At 69.0% G+C, this 24999-nt stretch carries 19 protein-coding genes and 1 pseudogene; 11 read left to right on the forward strand and 9 right to left on the reverse strand.

Translation table 11 applies throughout. The features are described from left to right. Both ACWC09_RS29175 and ACWC09_RS29180 read right to left on the reverse strand, forming a co-directional pair. Nucleotides 1-1318: DUF6545 domain-containing protein (locus ACWC09_RS29175; RefSeq protein ID WP_450853897.1), on the reverse strand; the 1318-nt coding region annotated here is incomplete at its 3' end. Further along, a complete protein-coding gene (locus ACWC09_RS29180) occupies nt 1315-1833 on the reverse strand; it encodes a toxin-antitoxin system, toxin component family protein (protein WP_450853898.1) in 519 nt (172 codons plus the stop codon). The genes ACWC09_RS29180 and ACWC09_RS29175, both read right to left, overlap by 4 nt. A 241-nt stretch (nt 1834-2074) precedes the next feature. Between ACWC09_RS29180 and ACWC09_RS29185 the strand changes: the two genes are divergently transcribed. From ACWC09_RS29185 to arfA, 5 genes are read left to right on the forward strand one after another with little or no spacing between them, the layout of a single operon-like run. Next, nucleotides 2075-3430, forward strand: a complete 1356-nt coding sequence (locus tag ACWC09_RS29185; protein ID WP_450853899.1) for an extracellular solute-binding protein — start codon at nt 2075-2077, stop codon at nt 3428-3430. Continuing rightward, on the forward strand, nt 3427-4365 hold the full coding sequence (locus tag ACWC09_RS29190) for a carbohydrate ABC transporter permease (RefSeq protein ID WP_450853900.1): 939 nt from the start codon (nt 3427-3429) through the stop codon (nt 4363-4365). Before ACWC09_RS29185 ends, ACWC09_RS29190 begins: the two co-directional genes overlap by 4 nt. Continuing rightward, nucleotides 4362-5231 carry a carbohydrate ABC transporter permease gene (locus ACWC09_RS29195; RefSeq protein ID WP_450853901.1) on the forward strand — a complete coding sequence of 290 codons (870 nt, stop codon included), beginning with the start codon at nt 4362-4364 and terminating at the stop codon, nt 5229-5231. The genes ACWC09_RS29190 and ACWC09_RS29195 overlap by 4 nt, the downstream gene beginning before the upstream one ends. Continuing rightward, complete coding sequence (locus tag ACWC09_RS29200; RefSeq protein WP_450853902.1) at nt 5228-6199, forward strand: arabinan endo-1,5-alpha-L-arabinosidase; 972 nt, start codon at nt 5228-5230, stop codon at nt 6197-6199. The genes ACWC09_RS29195 and ACWC09_RS29200 overlap by 4 nt, the downstream gene beginning before the upstream one ends. A gap of 22 nt (nt 6200-6221) precedes the next feature. After that, nucleotides 6222-7739, forward strand: a complete 1518-nt coding sequence (arfA, locus tag ACWC09_RS29205) for an arabinosylfuranosidase ArfA (RefSeq protein WP_450853903.1) — start codon at nt 6222-6224, stop codon at nt 7737-7739. A gap of 599 nt (nt 7740-8338) precedes the next feature. Here arfA and ACWC09_RS29210 read toward each other — a convergent pair. Then, nucleotides 8339-11278: a glycoside hydrolase family 35 protein gene (locus ACWC09_RS29210; protein WP_450853904.1), complete on the reverse strand. Its 2940-nt coding sequence runs from the start codon at nt 11276-11278 to the stop codon at nt 8339-8341. Nucleotides 11279-11357: 79 nt separating this feature from the next. Between ACWC09_RS29210 and ACWC09_RS29215 the strand changes: the two genes are divergently transcribed. Together ACWC09_RS29215 and ACWC09_RS29220 are read left to right on the forward strand one after the other, a co-directional pair. After that, entirely contained in the window at nt 11358-11816 is a 459-nt protein-coding gene (locus ACWC09_RS29215) for an RrF2 family transcriptional regulator (protein WP_450853905.1), read from the forward strand. 156 nt (nt 11817-11972) lie between these two features. Further along, a complete protein-coding gene (locus ACWC09_RS29220; protein WP_450853906.1) occupies nt 11973-12881 on the forward strand; it encodes a sulfite exporter TauE/SafE family protein in 909 nt (302 codons plus the stop codon). On the opposite strand, the gene ACWC09_RS29225 is transcribed toward ACWC09_RS29220, so the two are convergent. Beyond that, nucleotides 12882-13730, reverse strand: coding sequence for an intradiol ring-cleavage dioxygenase (locus tag ACWC09_RS29225; protein WP_450853907.1), 849 nt, complete (start codon nt 13728-13730; stop codon nt 12882-12884). A gap of 301 nt (nt 13731-14031) precedes the next feature. Here ACWC09_RS29225 and ACWC09_RS29230 point away from each other — a divergent pair, with 301 nt between their 5' ends. Then, nucleotides 14032-14682, forward strand: coding sequence for a DUF4360 domain-containing protein (locus ACWC09_RS29230; RefSeq protein ID WP_450853908.1), 651 nt, complete (start codon nt 14032-14034; stop codon nt 14680-14682). A 52-nt stretch (nt 14683-14734) separates the two neighbouring features. On the opposite strand, the gene ACWC09_RS29235 is transcribed toward ACWC09_RS29230, so the two are convergent. After that, nucleotides 14735-15517 (reverse strand): intradiol ring-cleavage dioxygenase, encoded by a 783-nt coding sequence (locus ACWC09_RS29235; RefSeq protein WP_450853909.1) that lies wholly within the window; start codon nt 15515-15517, stop codon nt 14735-14737. Nucleotides 15518-15864: 347 nt separating this feature from the next. Here ACWC09_RS29235 and ACWC09_RS29240 point away from each other — a divergent pair, with 347 nt between their 5' ends. Further along, nucleotides 15865-16827 carry an arabinan endo-1,5-alpha-L-arabinosidase gene (locus ACWC09_RS29240; RefSeq protein WP_450853910.1) on the forward strand — a complete coding sequence of 321 codons (963 nt, stop codon included), beginning with the start codon at nt 15865-15867 and terminating at the stop codon, nt 16825-16827. Nucleotides 16828-17013: 186 nt separating this feature from the next. Here the strand turns inward: ACWC09_RS29240 and ACWC09_RS29245 are convergent, their stop codons facing one another. Continuing rightward, on the reverse strand, nt 17014-18636 hold the full coding sequence (locus tag ACWC09_RS29245) for a pyridoxal phosphate-dependent aminotransferase (RefSeq protein ID WP_450853911.1): 1623 nt from the start codon (nt 18634-18636) through the stop codon (nt 17014-17016). Nucleotides 18637-18951: 315 nt separating this feature from the next. Between ACWC09_RS29245 and ACWC09_RS29250 the strand changes: the two genes are divergently transcribed. Both ACWC09_RS29250 and araA read left to right on the forward strand, forming a co-directional pair. Then, nucleotides 18952-19122, forward strand: coding sequence for a hypothetical protein (locus ACWC09_RS29250; RefSeq protein ID WP_450853912.1), 171 nt, complete (start codon nt 18952-18954; stop codon nt 19120-19122). Between the two features lie 41 nt (nt 19123-19163). Continuing rightward, nucleotides 19164-20678 carry an L-arabinose isomerase gene (gene araA, locus ACWC09_RS29255; protein ID WP_450853913.1) on the forward strand — a complete coding sequence of 505 codons (1515 nt, stop codon included), beginning with the start codon at nt 19164-19166 and terminating at the stop codon, nt 20676-20678. A 198-nt stretch (nt 20679-20876) separates the two neighbouring features. Here the strand turns inward: araA and ACWC09_RS29260 are convergent. The 3 genes and pseudogenes from ACWC09_RS29260 to mmsA form a co-directional block, all read right to left on the reverse strand. Beyond that, nucleotides 20877-22003 (reverse strand): annotated as a pseudogene (locus tag ACWC09_RS29260) (aldose epimerase family protein). Nucleotides 22004-22169: 166 nt separating this feature from the next. Continuing rightward, nucleotides 22170-23417, reverse strand: a complete 1248-nt coding sequence (gene mmsB, locus ACWC09_RS29265) for a multiple monosaccharide ABC transporter permease (RefSeq protein WP_450853914.1) — start codon at nt 23415-23417, stop codon at nt 22170-22172. Continuing rightward, nucleotides 23414-24964 (reverse strand): multiple monosaccharide ABC transporter ATP-binding protein, encoded by a 1551-nt coding sequence (gene mmsA / locus ACWC09_RS29270; RefSeq protein ID WP_450853915.1) that lies wholly within the window; start codon nt 24962-24964, stop codon nt 23414-23416. The genes mmsB and mmsA overlap by 4 nt, the downstream gene beginning before the upstream one ends. Nucleotides 24965-24999 lie beyond the last annotated feature (35 nt).

Below are 24999 nucleotides of genomic sequence, written 5' to 3' on the forward strand. Positions count from 1 at the left end.
CGCCCGGGGCCTTCACCCCCGACCGCTCCACGCCCGGGGCCTTCACCCCCGACCGCTCCACGCCCGGGGCCTTCACCCCCGACCGCTCCACGCCCCCCACCCGCTCCACCCTCCGCACCGCCGCCAAGTCCTCGCCCCAGCGCAGCGCGCACGACACCGCCCCGATCTCCCGAAGCAGTTCCGTCGTGTCGGCCTCGTGTCCGGCCTCCCCGTCGTCTCCCGCCCGGTCCCGCCGCGCCTCCACCGCGTCCTGCACGGCCGCCGCGGCGGCGAGCGCCTTCGCCCGGGTCGGCTCGAAGCCCAGGGCCACCGCCGCCTCGTAGAACCGCTGTCGCCGTCCCTCGTCGATGTGGCGGGCCAGCGGCAGCAGGACGTCGCGGATGAACGTCTCCCGGCGGATCAGCCGCAGCTCCGGTGTGGCGTGCAGGAGTACGGGGACGCCGGTGCCGTTGGCCGTACGCATCAGCAGGTACAGGGGGCGCAGGCGGTGGTGGGCGAGGCGGAGGCGCCAGCGGTCGTGCAGGTACTGGCCGGCGTGGGGGAGGATGAAGCCGACCGCGATGAGGAGGGCCGACAGACAGGCCAGGGGTGGGGCCACCGCTGTGCTCAGCCAGTCCAGGTGGTGGCCGGTCCAGCGCGCCACCACCGCCGGCAACTTGACCGCGTAGAAGGAGAGTTGGGCCGCGTACCCGGCGCCCAGGAACTTCAGGCCCCAGCGCAGCCAGGCGTCGAGGCCGTCCGTGCGGATCCAGTTCCAGATCAGGGCCGACGTGATCACCGTGGCCACGGTCTGCGCCAGCAGGTACAGCACGATCATCTCGCGCATGTACGGCGTGTTCGCGTAGTACGTGTCGAGGTCGCGCAGGCGTTCCACCGGTGCGTCGGCGAGGGCGAAGAGCACCCACAGAGCGGCTATCACGCCCAGGGAACCCGCGATGACCCACCGCACCGCCCGCACCGTCGACGCCGAGCGGTCGTTCAGGCCGTTGCGCCACGCGATGATCAGCAGCAGACAGGAGCCGCAGAACGCGGTCAGCAGTGAGTACACCCAGGGCGCCGAGATGTTCGGCACGCCCGTGATCCGGTTGACCCGGGCGATCGTCGACGGCGCCACGAACACGAACACCGCGCAGGCGACGAGCAGTACGCCGCCCACGGCACGCAGCAGCGGGTCGCTCCACAGGCGCACGATCGTCGGCAGCTTGATGGCCAGCGCCGCGGTCAGGACGCCCGCCGGGATCCACCAGAAGGACGGGTAGAACTCGTTCACGAACCCCGCCGGGGACCAGGCCAGTTGGGCGGCGAGGGCGGAGCTCATCGGCCCGTTCCCCCGCGGCCCCGGTAGCCCAGCGACCGCCGGAGGGGGTCCAGCGGGGCCTCGGTGTCCCGCCCCGACAGCAGGGGCCTGAGCTCCGCCGCGAGCCGGTGCCCGAAGTCGTCCGCCTCCGCCTCGTCGTCCGCGCGCGAGCCGTCACGGGCCGCGACGGAGAGCGCCGCGTCCGCCCACTCCCGCCGGTCGGCCAGCGCCGCCCCCGCCAGGTGGTGATGGCTGTGCCCGGCGTGCAGATGCCACAACTCGTGCCCCAGTATGACCAGTTGCTGCATCCCCTCGGCCCGCTCCTCGACGATGACCAGGTCGAAGTCCTGGAAACCGACCCAGAGCCCGGTCACCTCGATCTCGTCCGGGAACCGCTCGAACCGCAGCTCCACCGGCCGCCCACCGCGCCGGACGCTCATCTCCGCGCACAGCGCCCGGCACAGCTCCTCCGCATCGGCCGGCCGGCCCGGTCTCGCCCGCACCGCGGCGGCCAGGCCCTCGGTGAGCTCCCGCATCCCGGAGGCTCGTCGCGAGCGTCGCAGCCGTAGCCGCATACCTCCCCCTCTCGCAGCCGCACAGCAGGCCGTTCGAGACTACGCCGTCGTACCGGTCGTTCAACCCGTAACGATCGCCTGTGGCTGGAAAGTCCCGCCCAGCCCATTGACCAGCAAGCGCTTCCTATCTACGGTCTCGTTCGAAGTTACGAGCGTATTTCGATATCTCGAACATTGGCTTCCTGGAGAGATAGGGCAGGGCATGGGACGACCTGACCTGAACCGCAGGCAACTTCTGGCCGCCGCGGGCGGTCTGGCGATCGCCGGCAGCTTCGGCTTCGCCGCGCTCGGCACCGGCGCCGACGCACTCGCCTCCACCGCACACACCCGCGTGCGCTACTGGAACCTGTTCAGTGGCGGCGACGGCTACAACATGATCGCGATGCTGGACGCCTTCCGTAAGGCCCACCCCGACATCGCCGTGAAGGACTCCACCCTCCAGTGGGGCAACCCCTTCTACACCAAGCTCGCCATGGCCGCCGCCGGCAACCGCGCGCCCGACCTCGGTGTGATGCACATGGGCCGGGTCACCGGCTTCGCGCCGGGCCGCCTCCTCGACGCCTGGGACGTCGACCTGCTCGCCCGGTACGGGCTGCGGGAACAGGACTACAACCCCAAGCTGTGGCAGCGCGGGGTCATCGACGGCAAGCTCTACGCCCTCCCGCTCGACGTCCACGTCCAGCTCTGCTTCTACCGCAAGGACGTGCTGAAGAAGGCGGGCCTGCTCGGCGCCGACGACCGGATCGTGCCGATCACGTCCACCGACGACTGGTTCGGCGTGCTCAAGGAGGCCAAGAAGGCCACCAAGAAGGACCTGCAGACCATCGGACTGTGGATCAACGACCAGAACTTCCAGTGGTGGTTCTTCGTCGCCTTCTACACCCAGCTCGGCGGCACCTGGTTCAACGACGCCCGGACCGAGGTCACCTTCGACACCGACAAGGCCACCCGGGTCCTGGAGTTCCTGCGCCGGCACGTCACCGACGGGTACGCCGACCCGACCAAGGGCTCCGTCGGCTCCGAGCAGTTCCTCAACGGCTCCCCCTTCGCCTGGGAGGGCAACTGGTCGGTGCCGGTCTACAACTCCGCCAAGCTCGAGTACGGCGCGATCCCGCTGCCGCCCGTGTTCGGCACGCAGGCCACCCACGCCGAGTCGCACACCTTCGTCCTGCCGCACCAGTCCGACCGCGGCGGCGCCACCAACGAGGCGGCCCACCGGCTCGCCGCCCATGTCGTCACCCACGCCACGCAGTGGGCGGCCGGCGGCCACATCCCCGCGTACACGCCGACGCTCTCGACACCCGCGTACAAGAGGCTCTACCCGCAGAACGAGTACGCGTCCGCCATCGACCACCAGGCCAACGAGCCGAAGGTGTGGTTCGCGGGCTCCACCGGCATCCTCGCCCAGCGGGTCGGCCCGATCGTCGTCTCCTCGACGCTGGGCTCCGCCAAGCCCGACGTGGTGGCCCGCCGGATGAAGAGCGAACTCGGCAAGCTGCTCACGATGAAGAACCCGATGGACGGCAAGACCGCCGCGCAGGGAGGTGCGACCGCATGACGACCAGTGCCGAGACCGTCCTCGCGCCGGCCCGCACGAGGACCGCCGCCGCAAGCGCCACCCTCCGTCGCAAGCAGGGCTTCCAGCACGGGGGTTGGTTCGTCGCCCCGTTCCTCGTCCTGTTCGTGCTCTTCGTGATCTGGCCGCTGCTGCGCGGTGTCTACCTCAGCTTCACCGACGCCAACATCACCGGCGACGGCGAGAGTTTCATCGGCCTCGACAACTACCGCGAGGCCCTCAAGGACCCCCTGATGTGGGACACCCTCGGCCACAGCGCGTACTTCACGCTGCTGGTCGTCCCCTGCATCACCGTCCTCGCCTTCCTGCTCGCGATGCTGGCCCACCACATCGAACGTGGCCCATGGCTGTGGCGGCTCTGCTTCTTCGCGCCCTTCCTCCTTCCCTCCACGGTCGCGGGCAACCTGTGGCAGTGGCTGTTCAACCCCGGTACGGGGATGGTCAACTACGTCCTCGGGATCAACACCCCGTGGCTCACCGACAAGTCGTACGCCATGCTCGCCATCGTCATCGAGACCCTGTGGTGGACGGTCGGCTTCAGCTTCCTGCTCTACCTGGCCGCGCTCCAGAACATCCCCGACCACCTCTACGAGGCAGCGAAGCTGGACGGTGCCAACGCCTGGCACCGCATGGTCCACATCACCCTGCCGATGCTGCGCAACATCACCGGCCTCGTCATCGCCCTGCAGATCCTGGCCTCGCTCCAGGTCTTCGACCAGGCCGTGGTGATGATGGACTTCGGCCCCGGACCCGAGCAATCGACCCGCACCTTCGTCCAGTACACCCTCGAAGAGGGCTTCACCAGCTACCGCGTGGGCTACGCCTCCGCGATCTCCGTCATCTTCTTCGTCGTCATCGCGTCCGTCGCCCTGGCGCGGATGTGGCTGCTGCGCAAGCGTGAGGAGGGCGTGCGATGACCGCCACGCAGGTACCGGTACGCGTCACGTCCCGCCCCCGCAGGGCCTGGACGCCCAGCCAGATCATCCTCACCCTCGTCGGCGCCGCCGTCTCCGTCGTTTTCCTGGCCCCCTTCTTCTGGGCCCTGTTCACCTCCCTCAAGTCCGAGACCGAGGCCGTGGAGGTGCCGCCGCACTGGCTGCCCAAGGTCTGGACGGCACAGGCCTGGAAGGCCATCTTCGAGACCGGCAACATCACCGACTGGTTCCTGAACTCCCTCGTCGTCTCCGTCTGCGTCACCACCGTCGTCCTGCTGGTCAGCGCACTCGCCGGATACGGCTTCGCCCGCACGGAGTTCCGTGGCAAGGGCGTCCTGATGGGCGTCGTGATGTCCGGGCTGATGGTCTCGCCGGCGGTCCTCGGCGTCCCCCTGTTCACCACCGTCCAGCAGATGGGCATGGTCGACACCTACTGGGGCATGATCCTGCCGCAGTGCGCGCCGGCCGCGATGGTCTACATCCTCTACAAGTTCTTCCAGGGCATCCCGCGCGAGCTGGAGGAGGCCGCCTTCATCGACGGCGCGGGCCGCTGGCGGGTCTTCTTCACGATCGTCCTCCCCCTCTCCCGCCCCTCCCTCGCGGCGGTCGGCATCTTCACCTTCATCGCCTCGTGGAACAACTTCCTGTGGCCGTACATGGTGACGAACAACCCCGACCTGATGACCATGCCGAACGGCATCGCGACCGTCATGAACTCCTACGGCATCCAGTGGGCCCAGCTCATGGCCGGCGGCCTCATGGCGGCCCTGCCGCTGATCGTCGTGTTCGTCTTCTTCCAGCGCCAGATCGTGGCGGGTGTCGCACACACGGGATTGGCGGGACAGTGAGAGTACACAGAGCGCTTACGGCCGTGGCGGTCGCCGCCCTCCTGGCCTTCCTCCCCAACGTCGCGCAGGCGACCGAGAGTTACCCCGACCCGCTCCCCCTCACGGGCCAGCAGATCATCCACGACCCCACGGTCATCCACCTCAAGTCCGGTGGCTACGTGGCCTATTCGACCGGCGGCATCATCGGCGCCCGCCTCTCGAAGGACCTGCGCCAGTGGGACGACGCGGGCAACGCCTTCGCCGTGCCGCCGAGTTGGTGGTACGAGTACAACTCCACCGGCGACCCCTGGGCCCCGGACATCTCCTACCGCGACGGCCGCTACTGGCTTTACTACGCCGTCTCGTCCTGGGGTACCAACCACTCCGCCATCGGCGTGGCGACCTCCCGCTCCGGCCTCCCCGGCACCTGGACCGACCACGGCACGGCGTTCACCTCCCAGGCCACGGACACCTGGAACGCCATCGACCCGGCGATCGTCCGCGCCGACGGCCGACTGTGGATGGCCTTCGGCTCGTACTGGACGGGCATCCGCATGGTCCAGCTGAACCCGAGGACCGGCAAGGCGATCCCCGGAGCGACGGTGGCCCACCTGGCGACCCGCCCGGACGCGCCGTACGCCGTCGAGGGGCCGTATGTGGTCAAGCACGGCCACTACTACTACCTCTTCGCCTCGTACGACGCCTGCTGTCAGGGCGTGAACTCCACCTACAAGATCAGGGTCGGCCGCTCCACATCGGTGACGGGCCCGTACGTCGACAGCGCGGGCCAGCCCCTGCTGGAGGGCGGCGGCGACCTGCTGCTGGCCGGCCACGGCAGATACATAGGCCCAGGTGGAGAATCGGTCTTCCGTGACCGAGGCCAGGACTGGCTGGCGTACCACTACTACGACGGTGAGGACAACGGCACGCCGAAGCTAGGACTGAACAGGTTGGATTTCACGCGTGATGGCTGGCCTGTTCTCAGGTAACACCTGTATCCGAGAGGACCCCATGAGCAAGACCACCGCCCGCTTCACCCTCGACCCCGCCTTCACCGTCGGTCAGGTCAACCCACGTCTCTTCGGATCCTTCGTCGAACACCTCGGCCGCTGTGTCTACACCGGCATCTTCGAACCGGACCATCCCACCGCCGACGACAAGGGCCTGCGCCAGGACGTCCTGGATCTCGTCCGCGAACTCGGCGTCACCGCCATCCGCTACCCCGGCGGCAACTTCGTCTCCGGCTACAAGTGGGAGGACTCCGTCGGCCCCGTCGAGGACCGCCCCCGCCGCCTCGACCTCGCCTGGCGCTCCACCGAGACCAACCGCTTCGGTCTCTCCGAGTACATCGCCTTCCTGAAGAAGATCGGCCCCCAGGCCGAGCCCATGATGGCCCTCAATCTCGGCACCCGGGGCGTCGCCGAGGCCCTCGAACTCCAGGAGTACGCCAACCACCCCGCCGGCACGGCCCTGTCCGACCTCCGTGCCGCGCACGGCGACAAGGACCCCTTCGGCATCAACGTCTGGTGCCTGGGCAACGAGATGGACGGCCCCTGGCAGACCGGCCACAAGACCGCCCAGGAGTACGGCCGGATCGCCGCCGAGACCGCCCGCGCGATGCGCCAGATCGACCCGAAGGTCGAACTCGTCGCCTGCGGCTCCTCCAGCCAGTCCATGCCGACCTTCGCCGAGTGGGAGGCGACGGTCCTGGCGGAGACGTACGACCTCGTGGACTACATCTCCCTGCACGCCTACTACCAGCCCGAGGACGGCGACGTCGACTCCTTCCTGGCCTCCGCCGTCGACATGGAGTCCTTCATCGAGAACGTGATCGCCACCTGTGATCACGTGGGCGCCAGGCTGAAGTCCAAGAAGAAGATCAACCTCTCCTTCGACGAGTGGAACGTCTGGTACATCTCGGAGTGGCACGCGATCGAGAACTCCGGCGCGCGGGACTGGGCGGAGGCCCCCCGCCTGCTGGAGGACAACTACAGCGTCACCGACGCCGTCGTCTTCGGCTCGCTCCTCATAGCCCTGCTGCGGCACGCCGACCGCGTCACCGTCGCCTGCCTCGCCCAGCTGGTCAACGTCATCGCCCCGATCATGACCGAGCCCGGCGGCGCGGCCTGGCGCCAGACGACCTTCTTCCCCTTCGCCCAGGCCGCGCGGTACGGCCGCGGCCAGGTCCTCGACGTCCGCGTGGACTCGCCGACGTACGAGACGAAGAAGTACGGCGAGACCGATCTGCTGCACGCCACCGCGGTCCGCGCCGAGGACGGCACCGTCACCGTCTTCGCCGTCAACCGCAGCCGCACGGACGCGCTGCCGCTCGAAGTCGCCCTCAGCGGGCTGGACTTGACGCACGTCGTCGAGCACAGCGCCCTCGCGGATGCCGACCCGGACGCCCGCAACACCCTCGACGACCCGGAGCGGGTGGCCCCGCACGCCGTCGAGGGCACGTCGGTGGAGGACGGCACCCTCACGGCCGTACTCGAACCGCTGTCGTGGAACGTGATCCGGCTGGCGTAGGCCCGTTCACTGCTCGATGTGCACCGTCGCGGGCGGATACGGCGAGGAGGACGTCGTACCGACGGACCAGTAGCCGCCCGCGCCGGGTACGGACGCAAGTCCCAGAGGAACCACCGGAGTCGACGAGACCGGACCGCGCTCGCTGATCCAGCCGATGCCGTTCCAGCGGAGGTAGTGCGCGCGGGTCTGGTCCCAGAAGTCCCAGCCGGCGATGCGGTCGGGAGCGCCCTGGCCGTCGTCGACGATGCCGCTCAGCAGGCCGGCGGTGAAGGGGGCGGCGACGCTGCTCCAGGCGGTGCCGTCCCAGTGCTTGAGGGTGATGCCCGGGGGTTTGCCGGGCGGGCCGCCGACCCCGTAGTCGTAGCCGGTGAGCCAGATGTCGTCGGTGGCGACGGGAAGCAGGCCGGTGACGGCGGGGCGGATGCCGCCGGGTGCGGTCAGCTCGGTCCAGGCCGCGCCGTCCCACCACCCTCACCGGCGTCACGGTCGGCCCCGACGGCCTCCCCTGGCTCTCCGGCCGGGACAGCGACGGCTCGGTGCTGCTGCACGGCCAGGACGGCCGACCGGATAAGGCAATGCACGGGGACGGCTCCATATGGTCACACCGCGGTCACCGGGACCCCGCCCGCCGCCGCCCCCAACAACGTCAGCCGCACCTCCGAAGGCCCCGACGCCGTGGTCCCGTCGGACAGGACCGCCAGCGCGAGTGTGTTGGAGCCACGTGTGCGCAGCACCCCGTTGGGGAGGACGAACGTGTGCTGGGGACCCACGTCGTTGATGTACTGGCCCATGTTCCAGCCGTTGAGGAAGATCTGGACGCGGTAGGCACGGCCCGGGTCGTCGTCGAGGACCAGCCCGATCGAAGCGTCGATGCCGGAGTCGACGGCCAGCTTGAAACTCGTCCGGTACCAGGTCACACCCTGCCCACGGTCGGCACGCGGCAGTTCGGCGCTCGCCCAGCCCCCGTCGGCGAACCCCGGCAGATGCCAGCCGTGCCGCTCCCCGTACAGCCCGCCGGTGTTCTGCGGCCCGCGCACCGGGTCCGCCGCCTTCTCGCCCTGGATCCGCCAACTCACCTTCGGAGCGGCCCCGTCGAAGGTCACCGCCGTCAGTCCGCGGGCCGTCTTGTGCGTGTTCTGCGCCTTGCCGTCCTGGTCGTGCTGCATCCGGCGGACGAGCACGGACAGCACATGCGAGCCGTCCGTCCGCACCGCCTCCGGCACCGCGAACTCCGCCGTCGCCGTCCAACTCCCTTGCCGCACCGTGCTGTTGTCCGGCACCGGCATCCGGTGCGAGCCCAGCGGACGCCCGTCCAGCCAGGCCATCAGCAGTCCCTGCGTGCCCGTGCTGTAGGCGAGGGACACGGTCCGTGCGCCACGTGCGTCGGTGAAGTGCCCCCGGTACCAGACGTCGCCGTAGTGGAAGCCGTAGTCGTCGGCGAAGAGGACGGGCTGTCCGTCGGGGACGGGGGTGGTGCTGTACGAGGTCGACTTGTCGGCGGCCTTCCAGGCGGAGTCGTCGTGGCCGGTGGCCGACTCGGGGTTCTCGGTCCTGCGCCGCCAGCCGTCGCGCAGGGCGGGCAGCGCGACCTTTCCGACGCCGGGGAGGGATCGGGTCGCCCGCAGGCTTCCGGAAGGGGTGGTCCTCGCCGTCAAGTCCTCGCCGTTCCAGGCGAGTTCACTCATCCCGCGCGGCCCCCACACCTCCAGTTCCGCCGCCTGGACGGTGTCCCCGGTGAGCGACACGGCCTTCCCGTTCACCTCCGCGGTCCGCACCAGCGCGGGCCCGTACACCAGCACCGGCCCGGACGGGGTGTCGCGGGGGAACAGCCGTAGCGAGGTCGGATCGTCGGCGAGGAGCAGGAGCAGCGGGGTGCCGGTGCCGCCGCCCGACACCAGTACCCGGGTCAGTCCGTCCAGGTGGGCCTCGATCCGCAGCAGCCCGTCCTGGTACGTATGGGCGGCGCCACCCTCCAGCACCTTCACCGTCGGCCGCACCGGGCACTCCAGCACGGTCACCGTCGCCTCGCCCGGACGCCCGGTGAGCACGGCGATCTCCTGGCGGCCGGCGGTGAGGGCCAGCATCGGCTGGGCGTTGGAGCAACGGACCCTGCGCCTGCCCAGCCGGAGGCCGGCGGCGAGCAGCCGGGCGTCCTTCGGCGGGACGGTGACATCGAGGCCGCCGAGGCCCGGGACGGTCGAAGTGACCGTCCGCGTACCGTCGTTGCGGACCACGTACACATCGGCGCCGGTGTCCGGGTTCTTGAGGTGATACACCTTCAGGCCCGCCGCCGAGACGTCCGTCGCGCGGTCCAGCTTGGCGAAGTCCGGTACATGGTGCAGGAGATGGCCGAGCTGGTGCATCGGGACGAGCTTGTCGGTGGGCTGCCGGCCCTCGTCGATGGCGGCCCCGTAGTCGTACGAGGTGTAGACGACCGGCGCGGGCAGCCAGCCCCAGGAGGTGCCGCCGAAGGTCATGTAGACGCTGTGCACGGTGATGCCGTTGGCGAGGTTGGTGAGGTAGAAGCGCCGCTCGTACGCCGCGTCGCGCTGCCGTCGCGACTCCGCGTACCCCTTCCTGTCGAACCAGACCCCGCCCCAGGGATCGAACCACCCGCCCCCGAACTCGGGCACGCACCCGGGCGTCAGTGGACTCGCCGTGGCCCCGCCCTTCGGCCCGCCCACTCCGAAGTGCCCCCAGTCGGGCGGGGTCTGGGTCGGCGAGGGATATCCGTCGAACCCGTACAGCCAACCCCCGTTCTCCCCACCGGTGTCGAACGACCCCGGCGTCCAGTACCCGTTCCTGCCCTTGTCGTTGTGGAAGAGCGGTACGTCGATGCCGTCGGCCCGCACCTTCCTGTACAGGTGGGACATGTAGTCCCGCCCCGTCGCCTCGGCGACATGGGCGTCGTACTCGTTCTCGATCTGGTAGAGCAGGACGGTGCCGCCGCCGTCGGTGTGGAGATGCCGGGCGGCGATGGCGTTCACCTGTGTCAGCCACTCGTCGACGTACGACAGATAGGTCGGGTCGGAGGTGCGCGCCGAGCCCTTCGTCGCCGTCAGCCAGCCGGGGTAGCCGCCGCCGTCGATCTCGGCGTTGATGTAGGGGCCGGGGCGGAGGATTACGTAGAGACCGGTTTCGGCGGCCGTACGCAGGAAGAGATCCAGGTCCCGGATGCCGGTGAAGTCGTAGGCCCCCGGGGCGGGGGAGTGGTAGTTCCAGGACACGTAGATGCTGACGGCGTTGTAGCCGTGGGCGCGCATCTTCTGCAGGACGTCCCGCCACAGGGACGGGCTGGGCAGCCGGAAGGGGTGCATCTCGCCCGACCAGACCACCAGCCGCCTGCCGTCGACGACGAGCGAGTAGCGGTCGAAGCCGATCGTGTGCCGCCGCCGGTCCGCGCGAGGCGGCGCGGGCGCGGGTCCCGTCGGGGCGGTCGGGCTGGCGTAGGCGCAGGTCGCGGCCCCGCTGCCGCCGAGCGCCAGCCCCAGCGCGGTGGTCCCGGCGAGAGCGCTGAAGGTACGTCTGCTGAGCCCCATGGAGGCCTCCCGTCGGGCCGGGTCGGTCGGCGGTGCGTGCGAGGTCATTTTGTACAGCAGTACCCGCCACAATGGTGTTATGAGGATCTCGGCACGGGCGGATTACGCGGTACGGGCGGTTCTCGAGGTGGCCGTTCGGCAGGACGGCGGGCCGGTGAAGGCGGAGGCCATCGCCGCGACGCAGGAGATCCCGCACAAGTTCCTGGAGGGCATCCTCGGCGATCTGCGGCGTGGCGGCATCCTCGACAGCCGGCGCGGGGGAGGGGGCGGTTACCGGCTGGCGCGCGAGGCGGAGAAGATCACGGTCGCCGACGTCATCCGCGCGGTCGACGGCCCGATCGTGTCCGTACGCGGCGAGCGCCCCACGGGCCTTGAGTACACCGGCTCCGCCCAGCCCCTCCTCCCCCTGTGGATCGCCCTGCGCGCCAACGTCCGCCGCATCCTGGAGGGCGTCACCATCGCCGACATCGCGGCGAACGCCCTGCCGGAACCGGTGAGGGAGCTGGCGGCGGAACCGGCGGCCTGGGAGAACCCGTAACCGGTCCTTGCCGTGAGCGTCCTCGCCCCGCCGATGTGTGCCGTCCTCATCCCCGTCTAAGGCTCTCCTCAGGTTGACCCCCTAGCGTCCCCTCCCGTTCATCCCTACCTCACCGGTGGGAAAACTCGGCAAACGGAAACACGGACGGGATCCCACATGCGCACGCTGATCCTGCTCGCCCTCGCGGGTCTGGGCGCCCAGCTCGTGGACGGCAGCCTCGGCATGGCGCACGGGGTGATCTCGACCGCGCTGCTGCTGGCCATGGGGACGACCCCGGCCGCCGCCTCGGCCATCGTCCACTTCGCGCAGATCGGCACCGGCCTGGTGTCCGGCGTCTCGCACGCCCGCTTCGGGAACGTCGACTGGAAGGTGGTGGTCCGGATCGGTGCCCCGGGCGCGGTGGGCGCCTTCGTCGGGGCGACCCTGCTGTCCACCATCTCGACCGCGCTCGCCGAACCGGTGATGGCGGTGATTCTGCTCACCCTGGGCCTCTACGTCACCTGCCGCTTCACTGTGCGCGGTGTGCCCAGGGGGCAGCTGGGCCGGCCGCTCGGCAAGCGGTTCCTCGTGCCGGTCGGGCTGGTCGCCGGGTTCCTCGGGGCCACCGGCGGGGGCGGCTGGGGTCTGATCGGAACCCCGGCGCTGCTGGCCAGCGGCCGGCTGGAGCCGCGCAAGGTGGTGGGTTCCGTCGATGCCAGTAAGGCGCTGGTCGCGGTCGCCGCCAGCCTGGGGTTCCTCTTCTCGCTGGGCTCGAACGGGGTGAACTGGTCGTGGGTGCTCGCGTTCCTCGTCGGCGGCATGGCGATCGCCCCGGTCGCCGCCTGGCTGGCCCGCTTCGTCGCCCCGCGCATCCTGGGCTCGACGGTCGGCGGACTCATCGTCCTGCTCAACGTCCGCACGCTGCTCGGCGACTGGTTCGACGTCTCCGGCACGGTCGGCACATCCGTCTACGTCCTCCTCTACGCCCTGTGGGCCGCCGCCCTCGCGTTCTCGATCCGCGCCCACCGTCAGGAGCGGGCCGCGGAGGCCGAGTCCGCCGAGGAGCGGCAGCCCGTCGGCGTCTGATCAGCTGGATTTGACGCCGACCGTGAGGGTGGCCGTGTAGCCGTCGGACACGCTCGAACCGAGCGCGGTCAGGGTCAGCAGGCCGGAGGAGGCGCCTCCGTCGTCGTAGATGGTGTCGTCGGAGAGGGACGTCTCGGTCGTGGTGTTGTCCGAGTACGGCGAGATCGCCTGGATCTCCTCGTTGATGTCCGGGTCGAAGAACAGCTGGCCGGTGTGGATGATCGAGCCGCCGGTGTACGAGTCGTCGGTGAGTGTCACATCCGTGTGCACCCGCATATGGACGTGCACCGCGCGCGAGACGTAGTGGCCCGGCCAGATCGAGATCAGGCTGACCTGACCGTTCTCGTCGGTCATCTGACCGCCGCGCAGGAACGTGCCGTCGTCGGTCTCGGTGTGGCCGTTGCCGCCGACGAAGCCTGAGTACTCGCCGAGCGAGTCGCAGTGCCAGATCTCGACGAGCGCGTCGGCGAGCGGCGCGCAGTCGTTGTCCTGGTCGACGACGGTGAAGGTGTACTGGACCTCCACGCCCTCCTTGTCCTCCCTGATGTCCTCGCGGACCAGGGCGCCCGTCAGTGAGTACGGACCCTCGGTGACCTCGGCGGTCAGGGTGCACACGCCGCTGGAGGCGGAGGCCTCCGCGGACGCCGTCGCCGCGTCGGTCGTCGTCCCGGTGGTCGAGGAGACCGTGTCGGCCGAGGCGAGGCCGGCGTACGCGAGACCGCCCACCACGGCTGCGGTGCCGCCGCCGATGAGAACGCGACGACGCTGGATGCCCTTGTCCCGGCGGTGCCGGGCGGGCTGGGTGTCGGTGTTGTCGAGTTGCTCGTTGTGCTCGTTGTTTCCCGTCATGGGCAGGGACGCTAGGGGTGTATCTGAGGAAACCATTGATGTGCGACTGTGAATGACCTGGGGACGGAACCCTCAACGGCCGTCTATTTCAACAGAGTTCCGACACGGGTCCGCCATGTGAAATCCACAACTGTGAATGGCTTGAGTTCGCCCTGACCGTGGTCTGTGCGTCTCCCTACGATGCGGATCGCCTTCGGTCTTCACAGAAACCTCACTGTTTCTCCAAAGGGTTCTCAGCGGGACTCTGTGGGTCTCTGTGGGCCGGGGCGTGCCACCCCCCACTCACAGAACCGGAGAAACCATGACTGGTGGATACCTGCTGGGCGGCGCCGTAGCCGCTCTGCTCACCACCGCGCTGCCCGCACAGGCCTCGTCCCCCGTGTTCGACAACCCGCCCCCGGACAAGATCGTCATCGATGTGGCGACGGTGAACGGCTCCGGCTGCCCCCAGGGCACGGCGGCCGTCGCCGTCTCCCCCGACAACACGGCCTTCACGGTCACCTACAGCCAGTACCTCGCCCAGGCCGGCGGCAACTCAGACCCCACGGCCTTCCGCAAGAACTGCCAGCTCAACCTGATCGTGCACGTCCCGCAGGGCTTCACCTACGCCATCGCCAGCGCCGACTACCGGGGCTTCCTCTCCCTCCAGCCGGGGGCGAGCGCCACGCAGAAGGCCTCGTACTACTTCCAGGGCTCCTCGACCACGGTGCCCAAGACCCACCCGTTCAACGGCTCGTACAACGACGACTGGCAGGCGACCGACTCCACCGACTGGGCCCAACTGGTCTGGGCGCCCTGCGGAGTTCAGCGCAACTTCAACATCAACACAGAGCTGAGAGTGAACGCCGGGACCGCGAATCCGGGCAAGGTCAGCTTCATGACGATGGACTCGACCGACGGGGACATCAGCACGGTGTACCACCTGGCGTGGAAGGAGTGCCCGGGCTCCTGACGCGGGGAACAGGGGTGGTCCGTGGTCCGGGCCACCCCTGTTCGTCACAAGCTCAGCTCTGGGCGACGCCGAGCGTGAGGGTGCCGGTGTAGCCCGACGAGGTCGAACTGCCCAGGGCGGTGAGGGTCAGCAGGCCGGAGGCGGCGCCTCCGCCGTCGTAGATGGAGTCCTGGGAGAGCGTGGTGCGGGTGACCGTGTTGGTCGAGTACGGAGAGACCGCGGCGACCCTGGTCGTGATGGACTCGTCGAAGAAGAGCTGTCCGGTGTGGAGTTCGGTGCCGCCGGTGAACGAGCCGTCGGAGGTCAGCGTGACGCCGGTGTGCACCTTGACGTGGATGTGGATGCAGCGGCCGCGGTACCAACCGGGGTAGATCGTGGTGATGTTGGCGACGCCGGAGGAGTTCGTCAGCACACCGCCGCGCAGGAAGGTGCCGTCGTCGGTCTCGTTGTGGCCGTTGTTGCCGACGTAGCCGGAGTACTCGCCGAGGGCGTCGGCGTGCCAGATCTCCACCAGCGCGTTGGGAATGACGGTGCAGGCGGAGTTGACGACGGTGAGGGCGAGCTTGAGCGGGATGCCTGCCTTGCCTTCGGTGATGTCGGAGCGGACGAGCGCTCCGTCCAGGTAGTAGGGGCCTTCGGTCATCTCCTCGGTGAGGCTGCAGACGGCCGCTGCGGCGACGGGCGTGGTGTCGGCCGTGTTCACGGCGGCGGGAGCCGACGGGGCCGCGGCGGCCACGGCGAGCCCTGCCGCCGTGGCGCCCGTGGCGATCAGCACGGTACGGCGTCCGATGGAGGTTCCTTCTTGTGGGCTGTCAGCCCTGGGGGTGTCTGTCATGGACACGGCACCGTAGGAGGGGATTCTGTTGATGAGCTGTCAGTTGGGCAAAGTGACGGAACGTCAAGTTTCTTGCAGGACAGGGTTCGTGACAGAAGGTGCGGTGCTCTGTAGTGCGGTGATGCGCCGACGCCCACGAACACGCCGCCGGGGCGCAGGAGTCGGTACACACGCATGAACAGGCGATCCTGGGCCCCGATGAACGCCACTTCCGCTTCACCGCACGCAAGCCACGGTAGGGACTGCGCGGACCATTGACGCGCAAAGGGTTCGATTCTACGGTCGCGTTCGCATTGACGATCGGCGTTCAGTATTCCGAACGCCTTCCAGTCAAGGAGGACCCCCACGTGAGCCGCACCTCCCGTACGTTCCTCGCCGTCCCCGCCGCCGTTCTGCTGGCCCTGCTGCCGAGCACGGCATCGGCGTACCCCAACCCCGGCACGGTCACCGGCGACACCGTCGTCCACGACCCGACGATGATCCGCACCTCCTCGGGCCGCTACCTGCTCTACTCCACGGGCGGCGGCCTGGGGTACAGGACCTCCACCGACCGGATCGCGTTCACGGCCGGCAGCGACGCCTTCTCGACCAAGCCGGGCTGGTGGTCGACGTACGCCACCGAGGCCTGGGCGCCGGACATCTCGTACCACGACGGCAAGTACCTGATGTACTACGCCGTTTCGACCTTCGGCTCCAACAAGTCGGCCATCGGAGTCGCCGGTTCGTCGACCGGGCTGCCCGGCTCCTGGACCGACTACGGCGTCGTCTACACCTCCACCACGGCCAGCGACTACAACGCCATCGACCCGAACCTCTTCGTCGACGACGACGGCAAGTGGTGGCTGTCCTTCGGGAGTTGGTGGACCGGCATCAAGATGATCCAGATCGACCCGAGCACCGGAAAACAGCTCTCGTCCAACACCACCCGGTACTCCCTCGCGTCCCGCCCCACCGGGACCAAGGCGATCGAGGCGCCGTACATCGTCAAACGAGGCGGCTACTACTACCTCTTCGCCTCCTACGACGTCTGCTGCCAGGGCACCAGCTCGACGTACAAGGTCAAGGTCGGCCGGGCCACCGCTGTCACGGGCCCGTACTACGACAAGAGCGGCGTCGCCATGCTGAGCAACGGCGGCACCCCGGTCCTGGAGTCCCACGGCAGCGTCATCGGCCCCGGCGGCCAGTCCATCATGAACGACTCCGACGGCGACCTGATCGTCTACCACTACTACGACGGCAACGACAACGGCACACCCAAGCTCGGCATCAACCTGTTGAGCTGGAGCACCGGTTGGCCCGTGGCGTACTAGGCCGACAGTGGGCTCGTCCGGGGCATCGACCGCGTGGTCCTGGAGCGGCGCGGGCGCGAGGCGGTGAAAAGGGCGGCCCAGGGGCCGGTTTCCTGGCCGCTGGACCCACCCCTGGGAGCCTCACTGATGAACGCCGCGCGACCAGCCACACACACCCGCACCCGGCCGCGCACAGAACCCCGGCGACTACCCGGCTTGTCCCATCCCCGCCGCATTGGGCCAACTCTGCGCATTCGGCCACCCGGTCGCCGGCGCCGGAGTCAACCCGGGCCCGGTAGTCCCCCGCACCTGCGCAGCCGTAAGCCCCCCACGAGCAGGGACCCCAGGCGGCGTGGGCCCGGTCGCCGCGGCGGCCGGAGCCATCGGCGCCTGGGCAGGTGCCGGCATCTGCGCGGGCACGGGCTGAGGCACGGGCTGCGGTACCGGCTGCTGCATGGGTTGTTGCATCGGCATCTGCGCGGCCGCCGGCATCGGCGCAGGCATCTGCAGGGGTGCCGGCATCTGAGCGGGCACCGGCATCGGCACCGCCTGAGCCGCCGCGGGCATCGGCATGGGCATCCCGCCCATCCCGCCCACGGCCTGCGCGGCCAGCGGCAGTCCCGCCCCGTTGGTCTCACTGACCAGCCGGTCCACGGCCGCCGTACCCGAGCTGTAGCTGGTCCCGGCGCCCAGCTCGGGCACGGCGGCTCCCCTCCTGGTCCCGTAGAGCACCTGTTCCATGCCGGACACCAGGCGACGCACGTCCGTCTGGGGGCGCACCACGAGCCTCAGGAAGCGGCTGGACGAACCGATCTTGTTGCCGCACTCGCGGACCAGGATGCGGTGCTCGGTGAGCATCCGGTCCCGGACCACGGTGCCTTCGGCGCCCACGGGGAGGCGTACGAAGAGGAAGTTGCCCTGGGACGGGTAGACCGTCAGGCCGGGCAGCGCGGCGAGATGGCTCGCCATGTCGAGACGGTCGCGGCGCACCTGCTGGAGGCTCTGCGCGTACTCGGCGCCGTGCTCCTTGAGCATGAACACCACGTGCTCCGCGAAGGAGTTGAGGTTCCACTTCGGGAGCATCGAGCGTATTCGGCCCGCGAGGGACGGGTTGGCGACCAGGTAGCCGAAGCGAATGCCGTGCAGGCCGAAGTTCTTGCCGAGGCTGCGCAGCACGACCACGTTGGGCCGGATCATCGCCTCCTGCACGACGCTCGGCTCGGCCTCCGCGTCGGCGAACTCCAGGAACGACTCGTCGATCACGACCAGGTCCAGATCGGCCATCGCGTCCATGAACTGCACCAGCGCGTGCTTGTGCAGGAAGCCGCCGTCGGGGTTGTTCGGGTTGCAGATCACCGCGACCCGGGTGCCGCGCTTGCGGATGAACTCGGCGTACTGCGCGAGGTCCAGAGCGAAGCCGCTGGACTCCTGCAGCGGGAACATGTCGACCCGCTTGCCGGTCTCCATCGGCTGGTCGGTCCAGCGGCCGAAGGTGGGGACGGGGATGGCGAGGGACTCGCGGACCAGCAAGTGGTCGATCCAGGTGATCAGTTCGGTCGACCCGTTGCCCATCGCGACGCACTGCGGCGGCAGCTGGAGGAGGCTGCACAGCTCGGAGGTGATCGTGTCGGCGCTGCTCGGGTAGTACGTGATGATGTCGCGCAGCCGGGCCGACATGTCGTCGAACATCGCCGGGGTGGGGAAGTAGGGATTGCAGGGGATACAGAAGTCGATCGGGCCGGCCCCGTCGCCGCCCTCCCGCGCCAGCGCAGCCATGGACGGACTGTGGGCCGCTGTGCTGCGGAACAGCGAGGTGACGTTGTCGGCCATGGAACCTCCGTATGGGGCGGGCCCGGTGGGGGCGGCGGGGCCCGTCGCGTTTAGGCGGCCCGTGCGGGGGAGCACGGGCCGCCCATGGATACGGATACGGGGGTGGCGTCGTTCAACGGATGTGAAAACGGTGTGAGTGCCGGGCCGAGTCCAAGTGGCTGACGGATCACCGCCGTTCGACCCTTTCCCAAGGCCCTGACGGCCCATGTCCGCAGATCGTCGCCCCGGACAGCATGGAGATGTCGGGCCCTTCGCCGCGTCACGCTTTCCGAACGGCGATCGATATATCGAACACTCCGGAAGGGCGGTCGGCGGATGAACCCCGAACCCTGCGTCGTAGGCGTCGACTTCGGCACCCTGTCGGACCGTGCCGCCGCCTACGACCGCCTGTACGCCGAATACCGCATCCTCCACGACTACTTCGGCCGCGGCGCCAACGACGTCCTGCACCGCCCGCGCCGCATCCGCACCGAAACCTCCGCGTGAACCAGACCTCCGCGCACCGGATCTCCGTGAAAGGAACCGTCATGAGCACCCCCGACGAGACATACCAGCCGCAGGAGATCTGGTTCCTCACCGGAAGCCAGGGCCTCTACGGCGAGGACACCCTGCGCCACGTCGCCGAGCAGTCCCGGCGGATCGCCGACATCCTCGACGGCGCTCCGAAGATCCGCGCCCGGATCGTGTGGAAGCCGGTCCTCACCGACGCCGACTCGATCCGCCGACTGTGCCAGGAGGCCAACGCCTCCGCCACCTGCACCGGCCTGATCGTGTGGATGCACACGTTCTCCCCGGCCAAGATGTGGATCGCCGGGCTCAGCGTCCTGGACCGGCCCGTGCTGCATCTGCACACCCAGTTCAACCTGTCGCTGCCCTGGCACAGCATCGACATGGACTTCATGAACCTCAACCAGGCCGCCCACGGCGACCGCGAGTTCGCCCACATCGAGGCCCGCCTGGGCGTCCCCCGCAAGATCGTCGCCGGGCACGCCACCGACCCGCGGGTCGTGGAGCGCGTCGCCGCCTGGTCCCGTGCGGCGGCCGGCCGGCAGGCCGCGCGCACCCTGCGCCTGGCGCGGTTCGGCGACAACATGCGCGACGTCGCGGTGACCGAGGGGGACAAGGTCGAGGCGGAACGGCGCTTCGGGTTCTCCGTGAACACCTACGCCGTCAATGACCTGGTCGAGGCCGTGGACGCCGTACCGGACAAGGAAGTGGCCGAACTCGCCGCCGACTACGGCGAGTTGTACGAGGTGGCGCCCATCCTGCGCCCGGACGGCCCCCGCCATGACGCGCTGCTGTACGCGGCCCGCATCGAACTCGGCCTGCGCGCCTTCCTCACCGACGGCGGCTTCACCGCCTTCACCACCAACTTCGAGGACCTGGGCGGACTGCGCCAGCTGCCCGGCATCGCCGTCCAGCGCCTGATGGCCGACGGCTACGGCTTCGGCGCCGAGGGCGACTGGAAGACCTCCGCGCTGCTGCGCACGATGAAGGTCATGGGTCAGGGACGGCCCGGCGGCACCACCTTCATGGAGGACTACACCTACCACCTCGGCCCCGGCGTCCCCCGCATCCTCGGCGCGCACATGCTGGAGGTCTGCCCGACCGTGGCCGCCGGACGCCCCCGCTGCGAGATCCACCCCCTGTCCATCGGCGGACGCGAGGACCCCGTCCGGCTGGTCTTCGACGCACAGCCCGGCCCCGCCCTGGTCGTCGGCCTGTCCGACCTGGGCGACCGCTTCCGGCTGACCGCCAACACCGTCGACGTCGTCGCGAGCGAACCCCTGCCCTATCTGCCGGTGGCCCGGGCCGTGTGGGTGCCGCGCCCCTCGCTGACCGAGTCGGCCGAGAGCTGGCTGCTGGCCGGCGCCCCGCACCACACCGTGCTCAGCTCGGCCGTCGACCTGGAGGCCCTGAACGACTACGCGGCCATGGCCGACGTCGAACTGCTCACCATCGACGAGGACACGACCGTGAACCAGCTCTCCAAGGAGATCCGCTGGAACGCCGCCTACTACCGCCTCGCCCAGGCTCTGTGACCCACGCGAGGAGGAGACACCGATGACCGTGCATCTCGTCCGGGACACCCTGCGCCAGGAGGTGCTGGAGGCCGACCTCGCCATCCCCCGCCAGCACGGTCCCGACGCCTACTACGGCAATCCCTGACCGCGCATGCGCAAGGGCGGCCCGTGCGCGAAGCACGGGCCGCCCTTACCGCTACCGCTCTTCGGGCCGGGTCAGCGGCCGAAGGTGTGGATCGTCGTGGTCTTGTACGTCTGTCCCGGTCGCAGCACCGTCGACGGGAAGTTCGCGTGGTTCGGCGAGTCCGGGAAGTGCTGCGTCTCCAGGCAGAGGGCGTCGCCCTGGCGGTAGGTGCGGCCGCCCGTGCCGGTGAGGGTGCCGTCGAGGAAGTTGCCGGAGTAGAACTGCAGTCCCGGCTGGTCGGTGGCGATCCTCAGAGTGCGGCCGGAGCGCGGGTCGCGCAGGGTCGCGACGTGCTCGGGCTTGGCGGTGATGCCCTTGTCCAGGGCCCAGTTGTGGTCGTAGCCCTTGGCCTGTACCTGCTGGACGTGGCCGGCGCGGATGTCCCGGCCGATCGTCTTGGTCTCGCGGAAGTCGAACGGTGTGCCGGAGACCTTCGCCAGCTCGCCGGTCGGGATGAGACCCGAGTCGGTGGGCGTGTACCGGCCGGCGTCGATCGTGAGCTCGTGGTCCTCGATCGTGCCGCTGCCCTCGCCGGCCAGGTTCCAGTAGACGTGGCTGGTCAGGTTGACGACGGTGGCCTTGTCGGTGGTGGCCTCGTAGTCGATCCGCCAGTCGCCGTGCTTGGTGAGGGTGTACGTCACCTTCACCTGGAGCGTGCCCGGGTAGCCCATCTCGCCGTCGACGCTCGTGTAGTGCAGGTGGAGGCCGACGTCGGAGCCCTTGGTGAAGGGCTCGATGTCCCACACGCGCTTGTCGAAGCCCTTGGTGCCGCCGTGCAGGCTGTTCACGCCGTCGTTCACGGACAGCTGGTAGCTCTTGCCGTCCAGGGTGAACTGGCCCTTGGCTATGCGGTTTCCGTAGCGGCCGATCAGCGCGCCGAAGTACGGCGTCTTGGCGACGTAGTCCTCGATGTTGTCGAAGCCGAGGGAGACGTTGGTGTAGCGGCCGTGCCGGTCGGGGATCTCCAGTGACTGGACGATGCCGCCCCAGGAGAGGACCTTCAGGCGGGTTTTGCCGTTCTCCAGGGCCCAGCTGTGGATCTTCGTGCCGTCGGCGAGCTTGCCGAAGAGCGACTTCACCGGCTTTCCGCCTCCCGAGGGTGGTCGCGGCGATACCCGCCGCCGGGGCCCGCGATGACGGTGCGTCTGTTCAGATCCATGTGCGACTCCTCGCGAATGATGGGGAAGTCCCCTCCCCCGACATGTGCGGTACGTAGTCGTTCTGTATCTTCGGGGCGGGCGGAGTCATGTGTGCGGCTCCCGTAAGGAGAAAGCGCAGTCCGGTAAAGGGCATGGGGCCCCGCCGGACGGCGGGGCCCCAGTCGTTCACGAACCTGACTTGCGCTTGTTCCACACGTCGAAGCCGACCGCGGCCAGCAGGGCGAGGCCCTTGATGACCTGTTGCCAGTCGGTGCCGACGCTGAGGAGGTTCATGCCGTTGTTCAGCACGCCGAGGACGAGACCACCGATGATCGCGCCGAGGACGGTACCCACACCGCCGCTCATGGACGCGCCACCGATGAACGACGAGGCGATCGCCTCGAGTTCGAAGTTGAGGCCCGCCTTCGGAGAGGCCGCGTTCAGACGGGCTGCGACCACCAGACCCGCCAGGGCCGCGAGCACGCCCATGTTGAGGAAGACGTAGAAGGTGACCTTCTTGTCCTTGACGCCGGACAGCTTGGCCGCCGGCAGGTTGCCGCCGATGGCGTAGATGTGCCGGCCGAAGACCGCGTTGCGCATGACGTAGCCGTAGCCGACCACCAGCACACCGAGGACGATCAGGATGATCGGGGCCCCCTGGTAGCTGGCGAGCAGCATCGTCACGGCGAGGACCGCGGCGGCGATGGCGACGAGCTTGAGCAGGAAGGCGTTGCGCGGCAGCACGTCCAGCGAGAAGTCCTGCTCGCGCTTGCGGGCACGGACCTCCTGGCCCACCACGAACGCCAGCAGGACGAAGCCCAGCAGCAGCGTGAGGTTGTGGTAGTTGGTGTTCGGGCCGACCTCCGGCAGGAAGCCGTTGCCGAGCTTCTGCAGACCGTTCGGGAACGGGCCGAGGGTCTGGCCCTGCAGGAAGATCTCCGTCAGACCGCGGAACAGCAGCATGCCGGCCAGGGTCACGATGAACGACGGTATGCCGAGATACGCGATCAGGAAGCCCTGCAGCGAGCCGGCGACGGCGCCCACCACCAGGCACAACACCAGTGCCACCGGCCACGCCACACCGTGCTGCACTGTCAGCACGGCCGCGAACGCGCCCACGAACGCCGTCAGCGAACCCACCGACAGATCGATGTGACCCGCGATGATCACCAGCATCATGCCGATCGCGAGGATCAGGATGTAGCTGTTCTGCAGCACCAGGTTGGAGACGTTGCGCGGCAGCAGCAGGTCGCCGCCGGTCCACACCTGGAACAGCACCACGATCAGGCCGAGCGCGATGAGCATGCCGTACTGCCGCATGTTGCGGCGCAGACCGCCCAGAATCAGCTGCAGCAGGTTCTCGCCGGAGGCGGATCCCCCGCTCTTGCCGGGCGGCGCCGAGGCCGGGACCTTGTCCGTCACATCCGTGCTCATCGGGTTACCTCTTTGTCCTTCGTCATCTGGCGCATCAGCACTTCCTGCGTGGCCTCGGCCCGCGGAACCTCGCCCGTGAGCCGCCCGGCGGCCATGGTGTAGATGCGGTCGCACATGCCGAGCAGCTCGGGCAGCTCGGAGGAGATGAAGACGACCGCCTTGCCCTCGGCGGCCAGTTGGTCGATGACCGTGTAGATCTCGTACTTGGCGCCGACGTCGATACCGCGTGTCGGCTCGTCCAGGATCAGCACGTCCGGACCCGCGAAGATCCACTTGCTGAGGACGACCTTCTGCTGGTTGCCGCCGGACAGCTTGCCCACCGGCTCGAAGACGGTCGGTGCCTTGATGTTCATCGACTTGCGGAAGCGCTCGGCGACCTGCCGCTCCTCGTGCTCGTCCACCACACCGCGCCGCGCGACCTTGTCCAGCGAGGCCAGCGAGATGTTGCGGTTGACGTTGTCGATGAGGTTGAGGCCGTAGTGCTTGCGGTCCTCGGTGACGTACGCGATGCCGTGCTTGACCGCCTCGGCGACGGTCTTCGTCCGGATCTCCTTGCCGTCCTTGAAGACCGTGCCGCCCGCGTGCCGGCCGTAAGTGCGTCCGAACACGCTCATCGCGAGCTCGGTGCGGCCGGCGCCCATCAGCCCCGCGATGCCGACGATCTCCCCGCGACGGACGTTGATCGAGACGTCGTCGACGACCTTGCGCGACTGGTCGATCGGGTGGTGCACCGTCCAGTTGCGGATCTCCAGCGCGGGAGCGGCGTCCACCTCGCCCTCGAACGGTGTGCGCTCGGGGAAGCGGTGGTCGAGGTCGCGGCCGACCATGCCCGTGATGATCCGGTCCTCGGTGGTCTCCGGGGCCTTCACGTCGAGGGTCTCGATGGACTTCCCGTCGCGGATGATCGTCACCGAGTCGGCGACCCGGCGGATCTCGTTCAGCTTGTGGGAGATGATGATCGAGGTGATGCCCTGATTCTTCAACTCCAGGATGAGATCGAGGAGTTTACCGCTGTCCTCGTCGTTCAGAGCCGCGGTCGGCTCATCGAGGATGAGCAGCTTCACCTTCTTCGACAGCGCCTTGGCGATCTCCACCAGCTGCTGCTTGCCCACGCCGATGTCGGCGATCCGGGTCTCCGGGTGGTCGGTCAGACCCACCCGGCGCAGCAGCTCGGTGGCGTGCTTGAGCGTCTCGTTCCAGTTGATGAACCCGCCCGAGGCGTGTTCGTTGCCGAGGAAGATGTTCTCCGCGATCGACAGGAACGGCACCAGCGCCAGCTCCTGATGGATGATCACGATGCCGCGCTGCTCGCTCGCCCGGATGTCCTTGAACTCGCAGACCTCACCCTCGAAGAGGATGTCGCCCTCGTAGGTGCCGTGCGGATGGACGCCGGAGAGCACCTTCATCAGGGTGGACTTTCCGGCGCCGTTCTCGCCGCAGATGGCATGGACCTCGCCCTGACGGACGGTCAGCGTGACGTCCGACAGCGCTTTGACGCCGGGAAAGGTCTTGACGATCGAGCGCATTTCCAGGACGGGTCCCGCCATGGTGTGCCCTTTCAATCCGTAGGAATGGCCGGCCT

It is taken from the genome of Streptomyces sp. NPDC001617 (assembly GCF_053596855.1).